The following is a 12,494-nucleotide window of genomic DNA, read 5'->3' as shown; positions in this document are numbered from 1 at the left end:
CTCCTCGATCGACTGCAGGGTTCAGGATCATCCTCGCGCCGTCAGCCCATGGGGGGAAGCTGGGGGAGCGCGGCGTCGGGGGTGCGGCGCAGGTCCGCGCCGTCGGAGCGGCCGGAGAGCCAGGCGAGCAGGGCGCGGACGGGCCCTTGGACGGTCAGGGCGGGTTCGCCGGTGCCGATCAGGCCGCGGTCCCCGGTGTCCTCGGCGACGAGCTCGACGGCGGGCAGCCCGGTGCCGTGCAGTCGGCGGGCGAGCCGGCGGAACTCGGTGACGGCGAACTCCTCCGGCCAGTCGGCCGGGGTGTGGCCGGCGTCGAGGTCGACCAGGTGGTACTCGAGCTCGCCGAGGCGCTTCCAGGGGAGTTCGCAGGCCGGGAAGACGGCGCCGGAGCGGTGGTGCACCTCGGCCGCCCAGTGCTCGGGGGCCATTGCGGCGGCGGCCGCGGCGAAGCGCTGGTGGGACTCGCGCAGGTCGGCGAGCTGGGCGTCCAGGGGGCGGCCGGCGCCGTCCTCGATGCCCTGGTCGCGGGCCTGCTCGCTGGGGTACTGGGGGATGTCGGTGCCGGTGCGGGCGCCGGTGAGCAGGTTGACCAGGGAGTCGGCGTTGCGGGAGACGTGGGCCAGCACGTGACCGCGGGTCCAGCCGGGGAGCGCGGAGGGCTCGGCGACGGCGTCCGGCTTCAGTTCGGAGACGGTGTCCAGCAGGCGCCGGGTGCCGGCCTCGACGAGGTCGAGGTGCTCGGCGGCTAGAGCGGCGGCGGAGTGCGGGTCGGTCATCGAATCTGCCTTCTGTGCGGGGCGGTGCGTTGCCCGGAGCGGGCTCCGCTCGTTGACCAGGTGACGCTATCGCCGAACCCCCGCTCTGAGCAGGGCCTTTTTCGGTCCGAGTGCGGACGGTCCGGGTGGCGCTCTCACTCGTTCGGGTGGACTCCGCTGGACGAAGTCGATATTCGAACGTCTGAGCTATAGGCTGGCTGCCGCATCCTGGAAGAAGAACACCTCACACCGCAAGCCCTCTCGCCCCGGAGAAAGGCGCCAGAAGCAGTGGCCGACCGCCTCATCGTCCGCGGTGCTCGCGAGCACAACCTCAAGAACGTCTCGCTCGACCTGCCCCGCGACTCCCTCATCGTCTTCACGGGCCTCTCCGGCTCCGGCAAGTCCTCGCTCGCCTTCGACACGATCTTCGCCGAGGGCCAGCGCCGCTACGTCGAGTCGCTGTCGTCCTACGCACGCCAGTTCCTCGGGCAGATGGACAAGCCCGACGTCGACTTCATCGAAGGCCTCTCCCCGGCCGTCTCGATCGACCAGAAGTCCACCAACCGCAACCCCCGCTCGACCGTCGGCACCATCACCGAGGTCTACGACTACCTGCGCCTGCTGTTCGCCCGGATCGGCAAGCCGCACTGCCCGCACTGCGGGCGCCCGATCGCCAAGCAGTCGCCGCAGGCGATCGTGGACAAGGTTCTGGAGCTCGCCGAGGGCACCCGTTTCCAGGTGCTCAGCCCCGTGGTGCGCGAGCGCAAGGGCGAGTTCGTCGACCTCTTCGCCGACCTCCAGTCCAAGGGCTACTCCCGGGCCCGGGTGGACGGCGAGACGATCCAGCTCGCCGAGCCGCCGAAGCTGAAGAAGCAGGAGAAGCACACCGTCGAGGTGGTCATCGACCGCCTGACCGTCAAGGAGAGCGCCAAGCGGCGGCTCACCGACTCGGTGGAGACGGCCCTGCGGCTGTCCGGTGGCATGGTGGTGCTCGACTTCGTCGACCTCCCGGAGGGCGATCCGGAGCGCGAGCGGATGTACTCCGAGCACCTCTACTGCCCGTACGACGACGTGTCGTTCGAGGAGCTCGAGCCGCGCTCGTTCTCCTTCAACTCGCCGTTCGGCGCCTGCCCGGACTGCTCGGGCCTGGGCAACCGGATGGAGGTCGACCCGGAGCTGGTCGTGCCGGACCCGGAGCGCTCGCTGGACGAGGGCGCGATCCACCCCTGGTCGGCCGGGCACGCCAAGGAGTACTTCCAGCGCCTGATCGACGCGCTCGCGGACGAGCTCGGCTTCCGCACCGACATCCCCTGGGCCGGGCTGCCCGCCCGCGCCAAGAAGGCGCTGATGTACGGGCACAAGCACCAGGTGCAGGTCCGCTACCGCAACCGCTTCGGTCGCGAGCGCTCCTACAGCACCGGTTTCGAGGGCGCGGTGCCGTTCATCCAGCGCCGGCACACCGAGGCGGAGAGCGACAGCAGCCGCGAGCGCTTCGAGGGCTACATGCGCGAGGTGCCCTGCCCGACGTGCCAGGGGACCAGGCTCAAGCCGGTGGTCCTCGCGGTCACCGTCGAGGGCAGGTCGATCGCCGACGTCTCCTCGATGTCGATCAGCGACTGCGCCGAGTTCCTGGGCGCGATGAAGCTGAACGACCGGGACAAGCAGATCGCCGAGCGGGTCCTCAAGGAGGTCAACGAGCGGCTGCGCTTCCTGGTCGACGTCGGCCTGGACTACCTCTCGCTGGACCGCGCGGCCGGCACCCTGTCCGGCGGCGAGGCCCAGCGCATCCGGCTGGCCACCCAGATCGGCTCCGGCCTGGTCGGCGTGCTGTACGTGCTGGACGAGCCGTCCATCGGCCTGCACCAGCGGGACAACCACCGGCTGATCGAGACGCTGGTGCGGCTGCGCGACATCGGCAACACCCTGATCGTGGTCGAGCACGACGAGGACACCATCAAGACCGCGGACTGGGTGGTGGACATCGGACCGGGCGCCGGCGAGCACGGCGGCAAGGTGGTGCACTCCGGTTCGCTGAAGCAGCTGCTCGGCAACAAGGAGTCGCTGACCGGGCAGTACCTCTCCGGCAAGCGGTCCATCCCGATCCCGGCCGCCCGGCGCGACCGGGACAGGAAGCGCCAGCTGACCGTCCACGGCGCCCGGGAGCACAACCTCAAGGACGTCACGGTCGGCTTCCCGCTCGGCACCCTGACCGCGATCACCGGCGTATCCGGCTCCGGCAAGTCGACGCTGGTCAACGACATCCTCTACACCCACCTCGCCCGGGAGCTGAACGGCGCCCGCAGCGTGCCGGGCCGGCACACCCGGATCACCGGCACCGACCTGGTGGACAAGGTGGTCCACGTCGACCAGTCGCCGATCGGCCGCACCCCGCGGTCCAACCCGGCCACCTACACCGGGGTGTTCGACCACGTCCGCCGGCTCTTCGCGGAGACGCAGGAGGCCAAGGTCCGCGGCTACCTGCCCGGCCGGTTCTCCTTCAACGTCAAGGGCGGCCGCTGCGAGAACTGCACCGGCGACGGCACCATCAAGATCGAGATGAACTTCCTGCCGGACGTCTACGTGCCATGCGAGGTCTGCCACGGCGCCCGGTACAACCGGGAGACGCTGGAGGTCCACTACAAGGGCAAGTCCATCGCCGAGGTGCTGGACATGCCGATCGAGGAGGCCCTGTCCTTCTTCGAGGCCGTCCCGGCGATCGCCCGCCACCTCAGGACGCTCAACGACGTCGGCCTCGGCTACGTCCGGCTCGGGCAGTCCGCGCCGACGCTCTCCGGCGGCGAGGCGCAGCGCGTCAAGCTCGCCTCGGAGCTGCAGAAGCGCTCCACCGGGCGGACGGTCTACGTGCTGGACGAGCCCACCACCGGTCTGCACTTCGAGGACATCAGCAAGCTGATCAAGGTGCTCAGCGGGCTGGTCGACAAGGGGAACACCGTGATCGTCATCGAGCACAACCTCGATGTGATCAAGACCGCCGACTGGGTCGTCGACATGGGCCCCGAGGGCGGCTCCGGCGGCGGCACGGTGGTCGCCGAGGGCACCCCGGAGCAGATCGCGGCCGTCGCGGAGAGCCACACCGGCAAGTTCCTGCGGGACATCCTGCCGGGCGACTTCGCGGACGCCCCGGTCGCCGCCCCCGCCAAGAAGGCGCCGCGCAAGCGGGCCGCCGCGAAGAAGTAGTCCGCACCGCGCCCCGCCGCCCCGCCGCTCCCACGCCGGGAGCGGCGGGGCGCGTGCCGCATAGACTTCCGTCGGCCCACCAGCCGTGGGTCCGCCCGCAGCCGAACCCGCCAGGAGCGCACCGATGTCCGAGGCCCCCGAGACCAGCCCCGCCACCTCCCGCCGCACCCTGCTCTGCGGGGCCGCCGCCGTCCTGGCGGCCGGCGGCGCGGTGGCCGTCACCGGGTGCAGCTCCTCCTCCGGCTCGTCCGGTTCCGGCAGCACCGCCAAGGGCCCGGTGGACCTCGGCCCGGCCTCGGCCGTCCCGGAGGGCGGCGGCACGGTCTTCCGGGAGCAGAAGATCGTGGTCACCCAGCCGACCGCCGGGCAGTACAAGGCCTTCAGCGCCAAGTGCACCCACGCCGGCTGCGTCGTGGACCAGGTCAAGAACGCCCAGATCCAGTGCCCCTGCCACGGCAGCCGGTTCGGCATCGCCGACGGCGCGGTGCAGGACGGCCCGGCCCCCACCCCGCTGCCCGCCTACACCGTCACGGTCGAGGGCGGGAACCTCAAGGTCACCCCGAGCTGACGCAGTTGAGCGCCTTCCCCTCGATCCCGGCCCCCTCGATCCCGTCCCCTTCGACCGCCTCCCCCTCGACCGCCTCCCCTTCGACCGCGGCCCCTTCGATCCCGTCCCCGCGGCCGCGACCGCAATCGGTACGGTGGACCCATGGCTGACCCGAGCACCTACCGCCCGGCGCCGGGCGCGATCCCGACCTCCCCGGGCGTCTACAAGTTCCGTGACGCCCACGGCCGGGTCATCTACGTCGGCAAGGCCAAGAGCCTGCGGCCGCGCCTGTCGTCCTACTTCCAGGACCTGGCCGGCCTGCACCCGCGCACCGCGACCATGGTCACCACCGCCGCCTCGGTGGAGTGGACCGTCGTCGCCACCGAGGTCGAGGCGCTCCAGCTGGAGTACTCCTGGATCAAGGAGTTCGACCCCCGGTTCAACGTCAAGTACCGCGACGACAAGAGCTATCCGGAACTCGCCGTCACCCTCAACGAGGAGTACCCGAGGGTCCAGGTGATGCGCGGGGCGCACCGCAAGGGCGTGCGCTACTTCGGCCCGTACGGGCACGCCTGGGCGATCCGCGAGACGGTCGACCTGCTGCTGCGCGTCTTTCCCGTCCGCACCTGCTCCAACGGCGTGTTCAAGCGCGCCCGGCAGGTCGGCCGGCCCTGCCTGCTGGGCTACATCGACAAGTGCGCCGCGCCCTGCGTCGGCAAGGTGACGGCGGACGAACACCGGGCGCTGGCCGAGGAGTTCTGCGACTTCATGGCCGGGCGCACCGGCAACCACCTGCGCCGGCTGGAAGAGCAGATGCAGGAGGCCGCCGCCGACCTGGAGTACGAGCGGGCGGCCCGGCTGCGCGACGACATCGGCGCCCTCAAGCGCGCGATGGAGAAGAACGCCATCGTGCTCGCCGACGCCACCGACGCCGACCTGCTCGCCCTCGCCGAGGACGAACTGGAAGCGGCCGTGCAGATCTTCCACGTCCGCGGCGGCCGGGTGCGCGGCCAGCGCGGCTGGGTCACCGACAAGGTCGAGGACGTGGACACCGCCGGCCTGGTCGAGCACGCCCTCCAGCAGCTCTACGGCGGCGGCAGCGAGTCCGTCCCGCGCGAGGTGCTGGTCCCGGCCGTGCCCGAACCCGCGGGCCCGATAAGGGAGTGGCTCAGCGGCCTGCGCGGCAGCCAGGTCGACCTGCGCATCCCGCAGCGCGGCGACAAGAAGGACCTGATGGCCACCGTGCAGCGCAACGCCCAGCAGGCGCTGGCCCTGCACAAGACCAAGCGGGCCTCCGACCTGACCACCCGCAGCCGCGCCCTCCAGGAGATCGCCGACGCGCTGGAGCTGGACTCCGTCCCGCTGCGCATCGAGTGCTACGACGTCTCCCACCTCCAGGGCGAGGACGTGGTCGCCTCCATGGTCGTCTTCGAGGACGGCCTGGCCCGCAAGAGCGAGTACCGGCGCTTCCAGATCAAGGGCTTCGAGGGCCAGGACGACGTCCGCTCGATGCACGAGGTGATCAGCCGCCGCTTCCGCCGCTACCTCCAGGAGCGCGAGCAGACCGGCGAGTGGGCCGTCCCCGAGGAGGACGAGCCCGGCGCTCCCGAGCCGGCCGCCGGCGCCCGCGATGAGGAGGGCCGTCCCAAGCGCTTCGCCTACCCGCCGCAGCTGCTGGTGGTCGACGGCGGTCAGCCGCAGGTCGCCGCGGCCAAGCGCGCCCTGGACGAACTCGGCGTCGACGACGTCGCGCTGTGCGGCCTGGCCAAGCGGCTGGAGGAGGTCTGGCTGCCCGGCGAGGACGACCCGGTCGTGCTGCCGCGCTCGAGCGAGGGCCTCTACCTGCTCCAGCGGATCCGGGACGAGGCCCACCGGTTCGCGATCGGCTACCAGCGCAACAAGCGTTCCAAGCGACTCACCGCCGGGGAGCTGGACTCCGTCCCGGGCCTCGGCGAGACTCGCCGCCAGGCGCTGCTCAAGCACTTCGGCTCGCTGAAGAAGCTCCGGGCCGCCACCGTCGACGAACTCTGCGCGGTTCCCGGCATCGGACGCCGCACCGCGGAGACTGTTGCGGCGGCGTTGTCCTCCCGTACACCCGCCGCACCCGCGGTCAACACCGCTACCGGCGAGATCATCGAGGACGGAGCCGACCAGGCCGCCGAGCCGGTGGCCGCAGCACCCCAGACCGCACCATCCCAGGAGACGCCATGACGGCCGACGCCGCCCGTCCGCCGGCGCGCCCCGACCCCGCCCGCCTGTCCGCGGCGGGGAAGGGCGGCCGTGCCCTGCGCGTTCTCCCCAGCAGAAAGACCGAGAGCGGGGAACCGAAGTGACCGTGTCAGACGTGGCCGAGAACGCGCCGGAGCTGGTGATCATCTCCGGCATGTCCGGAGCCGGCCGCTCCACCGCCGCGAAGTGCCTGGAGGACCTCGGCTGGTTCGTGGTGGACAACCTGCCCCCGGCCCTGATCCCCACCATGGTCGACCTGGGCGCCCGCTCCCAGGGCAACGTCGCCCGGATCGGCGTGGTCGTGGACGTCCGCGGCCGCCAGTTCTTCGACGACCTGCTCACCTCGCTGGACGAGCTGGAGAAGCGCGGCGTCCGCCTCCGGGTGGTGTTCCTGGACTCCTCCGACGAGGCGCTGGTCCGTCGCTTCGAGAGCGTGCGCCGCCCGCACCCGCTGCAGGCCGACGGCCGGATCGTGGACGGCATCGCCCAGGAGCGGGACCTGCTGCGCGACCTGCGCGGCGAGGCCGATCTGGTGATCGACACCTCGAACCTCAACGTGCACCAGCTGCGCGCCAAGCTGGACGCCCAGTTCGCCGACCACGACGAGCCCGAGCTGCGCGCCACCGTGATGTCCTTCGGCTTCAAGTACGGCCTGCCGGTCGACGCCGACCTCGTGGTGGACTGCCGCTTCCTGCCCAACCCGCACTGGGTGCCCGAGCTGCGGGCCCGTACCGGCACCGACGCGGACGTCGCCGACTACGTCTTCCAGCAGCCCGGCGCCAACGAGTTCCTGAACGGCTATGCCGAGCTGCTCCGGATCGTTACCGAGGGCTACCGCCGCGAGGGGAAGCGCTACATGACGCTTGCCGTAGGCTGCACCGGTGGCAAGCACCGGAGCGTCGCCATGTCCGAGCGTCTGACCAAGCGTCTCATCGCCGACGGAGTCGAGACGGTGCTCGTCCACCGTGACATGGGACGGGAGTAACCGCCGCCTGGCTGCCGGCCCCCCGGCGGAGCCGGGTGGCGGGGCCGAGGAACGCGAGGTGAGTGTGGCGGGATACGTGCCCGGGCGGCAGCCGCAGAGCAGGTCCGGCGAACGGGCGGGCAGCCCGCTGCCGGGCCGTCCGCGCAGCAGTCCCGCCCGGGCCAATCCGGCACCCCGGATCACCGCGCTCGGCGGCGGCCAGGGCCTGTCCGCCTCGCTGTCCGCGCTGCGCCGGCTCACCAGCGACCTCACCGCCGTGGTCACCGTCGCCGACGACGGCGGCTCCAGCGGACGGCTGCGCGAGGAGCTGGGCGTGCTGCCGCCCGGGGACCTGCGCAAGGCGCTGGCCGCGCTGTGCGGGGACGACGACTGGGGCCGCACCTGGTCGGAGGTGATCCAGCAGCGCTTCACCGGCAACGGCGAGCTGGGCGGCCACGCGGTCGGCAACCTGCTGATCGTGGCCCTGTGGGAGAAGCTCGGCGACCCGGTGGCGGCACTGGACTGGGTCGGCCGGCTGCTGAACGTCCAGGGCCGGGTGCTGCCGATGTCCGCGGTGCCGCTCGACATCGAGGCCAGCGTGCGCGGCCACGACCCGGCGCGCCCCGGCGAGGTGTCCGCCGTCCGCGGTCAGGCCAACGTGGCCGCCACGCCCGGCACCGTGCAGTCGATCCGGCTGCTGCCGGACGAGCCGCCGGCCGTCCCGGAGGCGGTCACGGCGGTGCGCGAGGCGGACTGGGTGGTGCTCGGACCCGGCTCGTGGTTCACCAGCGTGCTGCCGCACCTCCTGGTGCCCGAGCTGGCGAAGGCGCTGGTCGAGACCCGTGCGCGCCGGCTGCTCACCCTCAACCTCGCCCCGCAGCCCGGCGAGACCGAGGGCTTCACCCCGCAGCGTCACCTGGAGGTCATCGCCGACCACGCTCCGGAGCTCGCCGTGGATGCGATCCTGGTGGACGAGCGCGCCGTCACCGGCGGCGCCTTCGGACAGGCGGACCTGGCCGGTCTGGAGAAGGCCGCCGAACGGATGGGCGCCGCTCTGGTGCTCGGTGCGGTGGCCCGCACCGACGGCACCCCGCGACACGACCCGGAGCTGTTGGCGGCCGCGTACGACCGGATTTTCCGGACACATGGAAGGATCGGGCCATGGCGATGACTCCAGCGGTGAAGGACGAGATCAGCCGGCTCCCGGTCACCCGGGCCTGCTGTCGCAAGGCTGAGGTGTCGGCGATCCTGCGGTTCGCGGGCGGACTGCACATCGTGAGCGGCCGCATCGTGATCGAGGCGGAGCTGGACACCGGGTCGGCGGCACGGCGGCTGCGCAAGGACCTCCTGGAGATCTTCGGGCACTCCTCCGACCTCGTGGTGATGGCCCCCGGCGGGCTGCGGCGCGGCAGCCGCTTCGTCGTGCGGGTCGTCAAGGACGGCGAGCTGCTCGCGCGCCAGACGGGGCTGGTGGACGGGCGCGGGCGCCCGATCCGCGGCCTGCCCCCGGCGGTCGTCTCCGGGGCCACCTGCGACGCCGAGGCCGCCTGGCGCGGGGCGTTCCTGGCGCACGGCTCGCTCACCGAGCCGGGCCGTTCCTCCTCGCTGGAGATCACCTGCCCCGGCTCCGAGGCGGCGCTCGCCCTGGTCGGTGCGGCCCGCCGGCTCGGCATCCCGGCCAAGGCCCGCGAGGTGCGCGGGGTGGACCGGGTGGTGATCCGCGACGGCGACGCGATCGGCGCGCTGCTGACCCGGCTGGGAGCGCACGAGTCGGTGCTCGCCTGGGAGGAGCGCCGGATGCGGCGCGAGGTCCGGGCCACCGCCAACCGCCTGGCCAACTTCGACGACGCCAACCTGCGCCGCTCGGCCCGGGCCGCGGTGGCGGCCGGCGCCCGGGTCGCCCGCGCGCTGGAGATCCTCGGCGACGAGGTGCCGGAGCACCTGGCCGCGGCCGGCCAGCTGCGGATGCAGCACAAGCAGGCCTCGCTGGAGGAGCTGGGCGCGCTCGCCGACCCGCCGCTGACCAAGGACGCGGTGGCCGGCCGGATCCGCCGCCTGCTGGCGATGGCCGACAAGCGCGCCGCCGAGCTGGGCCTGCCGAGCACCGAGGCCAACCTGACCGACGAGATGGCGATGAACTGAACACGCTGCGTGATCGCGATGCGGCCGGCGCCCGGGTGGGGGTGCCGGCCGCCGGCGTTCCCGGGCCGGGCCCGACGGCGGGATTGGTAGAGACCACTGCCCCGGAGGCCAAGTGCCCTCCGGCCCAAGGCGGGACGGCCTGAAATCGGGTTTGCGGCACGCCACGCCACGTCTCAGGAGGTGGCGCGATGTGCCCTCCCAGCGTCCGGAGGGGTAGGGTCGTAGGCGGTCGGGGACTTCCCAAATCTCACCCCCGTCGGCCTCGCGCCGGCGTACCTAACGAGGAGATCGGTTCGTGACGATCCGGGTAGGCATCAACGGCTTCGGCCGCATCGGCCGCAACTTCTTCCGCGCGGTCAAGGCCCAGGGCGCGGACATCGAGATCGTCGGTGTCAACGACCTCACCGACACGAAGACCCTGGCTCACCTGCTGAAGTACGACACCACCCTGGGCACCTTCCCGGGCGAGGTCTCGCACACCGAGGACAGCATCACCGTCGACGGCCACACCTTCAAGGTGACCGCCGAGCGTGACCCCGCCAACCTGCCGTGGGCCGAGCTGGGCGCCGACATCGTCGTCGAGTCCACCGGCATCTTCACCAAGGCCGAGGCCGCGAAGAAGCACCTCACCGCCGGCGCCAAGAAGGTCATCATCTCGGCGCCCGCCACCGACGAGGACGTCACCATCGTCCTGGGTGTCAACGACGACAAGTACGACGCCGCCAACCACCACGTCATCTCCAACGCCTCCTGCACCACCAACTGCGTGGCGCCGATGGCCAAGGTGCTGAACGAGAGCTTCGGCATCGTCAAGGGCCTGATGACCACCGTCCACGCGTTCACCAACGACCAGGTGACCCTGGACTTCCCGCACAAGGACCTGCGCCGCGCCCGCGCCGCGTCGCAGAACATCATCCCGACCTCCACCGGCGCCGCCAAGGCGACCGCCCTGGTCCTGCCGGAGCTGAAGGGCAAGCTGGACGGCACCTCGCTGCGCGTCCCCGTCCCGACCGGCTCCATCACCGACCTGGTCGTCACCCTGGAGCGCGAGGTCACCAAGGACGAGGTCAACGCGGCCTTCCAGAAGGCCGCGCAGGAGGGCCCGCTCAAGGGCATCCTGGCCTACACCGAGGACCCGATCGTCTCCTCGGACATCGTCAACGACCCGGCCTCCTGCATCTTCGACTCCAGCCTGACCATGGTCCAGGGCAACCAGGTCAAGGTGCTCGGCTGGTACGACAACGAGTGGGGCTACTCGAACCGCGTCGTCGACCTGGTCACCCTCGTCGGTGGGCAGCTCTGACACGGTGGGAGCTGACGTGAGGTAGGGGCGAGGGCCCGGACGGCGAAACGGAGCCGACCGGGCCCTCGCTCTGCGTACCTGGACTCCTCAGGCGGCCCCTGCGCCGTGCCGCCTCTGCGCATCAACCCTCTCCCCAGGAGACCGAAGAACCAGTGAAGACCATCGAAGACCTGGACGTCGCCGGCAAGCGCGTCTTCGTGCGTGCCGACCTGAACGTTCCGCTGGACGGCGAGACGATCACCGACGACGGCCGGATCCGCGCCGTCGCGCCGACCATCGCCAAGCTCGTCGAGCGCGGGGCCAGGGTCGTCGTCGCCTCCCACCTCGGCCGTCCCAAGGGCGCGCCGGACCCGCAGTACTCGCTCGCCCCCGCGGCCAAGCGCCTGGGCGAGATCCTCGGCAAGGACGTCGCCTTCGCGACCGACACCGTGGGCGAGAGCGCCGCCGCCACCGTGGCCGCGCTCGCCGACGGCGAGGTCGCGCTGCTGGAGAACCTGCGCTTCAACGCCGGTGAGACCAGCAAGGACGACGCCGAGCGCACGGCGTTCGCCGAGCAGCTGGCCGCCCTGGCCGACCTCTACGTCGGTGACGGCTTCGGCGCCGTGCACCGCAAGCACGCCTCGGTGTACGACCTGCCGAAGCTGCTGCCGCACGCGGCCGGCGACCTGATCGCCACCGAGGTCGGCGTGCTGAAGAAGCTCACCGAGGACGTCGCGCGTCCGTACGTCGTCGTGCTGGGCGGGGCCAAGGTCTCCGACAAGCTCGGCGTGATCGACAACCTGCTGAAGAAGGCCGACCGGATCCTGATCGGCGGCGGCATGGCGTACACCTTCCTCAAGGCCAAGGGCCACGAGGTCGGCATCTCGCTGCTGCAGGAGGACCAGATCCCGACCGTCCTGGGCTACCTGGCCGAGGCCGAGCAGCGCGGGGTCGAGTTCGTCCTGCCGGTGGACGTCCTGGTGTCCTCCGAGTTCCCGGACCTCAAGGGCAAGACCCCGGCGAACCCCGACACCGTCGCCGTCGACGCGATCCCGGCCGACCAGGAGGGCCTGGACATCGGCCCGAAGACCCGCGAGCTGTACGCGGCGAAGCTGGCCGACGCGGGCACCGTGTTCTGGAACGGCCCGATGGGCGTCTTCGAGCACCCGGACTACGCCAACGGCACCAAGGCCGTCGCGCAGGCCCTGGTCGACAGCGGCGCGTTCACCGTGGTCGGCGGCGGCGACTCCGCCGCGGCCGTCCGCATCCTGGGCTTCGACGAGAAGAAGTTCGGGCACATCTCGACCGGCGGCGGCGCGAGCCTCGAGTACCTGGAGGGCAAGACCCTCCCCGGTCTCGCCGCTCTGGAGGACTGAA

The 12,494-nt window shown here is 71.8% G+C and carries 9 protein-coding genes; 8 read left to right on the top strand and 1 reads right to left on the bottom strand.

Features of this window, described 5'->3' with window-relative positions; all coding sequences use genetic code 11:
- Nucleotides 1-41: 41 nt before the first annotated feature.
- The gene (locus ACGF07_RS11895) at nucleotides 42-776 is read right to left on the bottom strand and encodes a maleylpyruvate isomerase family mycothiol-dependent enzyme (RefSeq protein WP_392897542.1); all 735 of its coding nucleotides are present in this window, start codon (nucleotides 774-776) and stop codon (nucleotides 42-44) included.
- A 267-nt stretch (nucleotides 777-1,043) separates the two neighbouring features.
- Between ACGF07_RS11895 and uvrA the strand changes: the two genes are divergently transcribed.
- From uvrA to ACGF07_RS11855, 8 genes are all read left to right on the top strand, one after another.
- Complete coding sequence (gene uvrA, locus ACGF07_RS11890; protein WP_392897540.1) at nucleotides 1,044-3,953, top strand: excinuclease ABC subunit UvrA; 2,910 nt, start codon at nucleotides 1,044-1,046, stop codon at nucleotides 3,951-3,953.
- Between the two features lie 124 nt (nucleotides 3,954-4,077).
- Nucleotides 4,078-4,521: a Rieske (2Fe-2S) protein gene (locus tag ACGF07_RS11885; RefSeq protein ID WP_392897538.1), complete on the top strand. Its 444-nt coding sequence runs from the start codon at nucleotides 4,078-4,080 to the stop codon at nucleotides 4,519-4,521.
- A 141-nt stretch (nucleotides 4,522-4,662) separates the two neighbouring features.
- Complete coding sequence (gene uvrC / locus ACGF07_RS11880; RefSeq protein WP_392897536.1) at nucleotides 4,663-6,711, top strand: excinuclease ABC subunit UvrC; 2,049 nt, start codon at nucleotides 4,663-4,665, stop codon at nucleotides 6,709-6,711.
- 118 nt (nucleotides 6,712-6,829) lie between these two features.
- Nucleotides 6,830-7,714 (top strand): RNase adapter RapZ, encoded by an 885-nt coding sequence (gene rapZ / locus ACGF07_RS11875; RefSeq protein WP_270143324.1) that lies wholly within the window; start codon nucleotides 6,830-6,832, stop codon nucleotides 7,712-7,714.
- Between the two features lie 64 nt (nucleotides 7,715-7,778).
- Entirely contained in the window at nucleotides 7,779-8,864 is a 1,086-nt protein-coding gene (yvcK, locus tag ACGF07_RS11870; protein ID WP_392897764.1) for a uridine diphosphate-N-acetylglucosamine-binding protein YvcK, read from the top strand.
- Entirely contained in the window at nucleotides 8,855-9,835 is a 981-nt protein-coding gene (gene whiA, locus ACGF07_RS11865) for a DNA-binding protein WhiA (RefSeq protein WP_350747551.1), read from the top strand. The genes yvcK and whiA overlap by 10 nt, the downstream gene beginning before the upstream one ends.
- A gap of 295 nt (nucleotides 9,836-10,130) precedes the next feature.
- A complete protein-coding gene (gene gap, locus ACGF07_RS11860) occupies nucleotides 10,131-11,138 on the top strand; it encodes a type I glyceraldehyde-3-phosphate dehydrogenase (protein ID WP_350747548.1) in 1,008 nt (335 codons plus the stop codon).
- Nucleotides 11,139-11,290: 152 nt separating this feature from the next.
- Nucleotides 11,291-12,493, top strand: a complete 1,203-nt coding sequence (locus ACGF07_RS11855; protein WP_392897533.1) for a phosphoglycerate kinase — start codon at nucleotides 11,291-11,293, stop codon at nucleotides 12,491-12,493.
- The last annotated feature ends 1 nt before the right edge of the window (nucleotide 12,494 follow it).

Source organism: Kitasatospora sp. NPDC048194 (genome assembly GCF_043202455.1).
GTDB lineage: Bacteria > Actinomycetota > Actinomycetes > Streptomycetales > Streptomycetaceae > Kitasatospora.
This window is presented reverse-complemented; position numbering and strand designations above follow the sequence as displayed.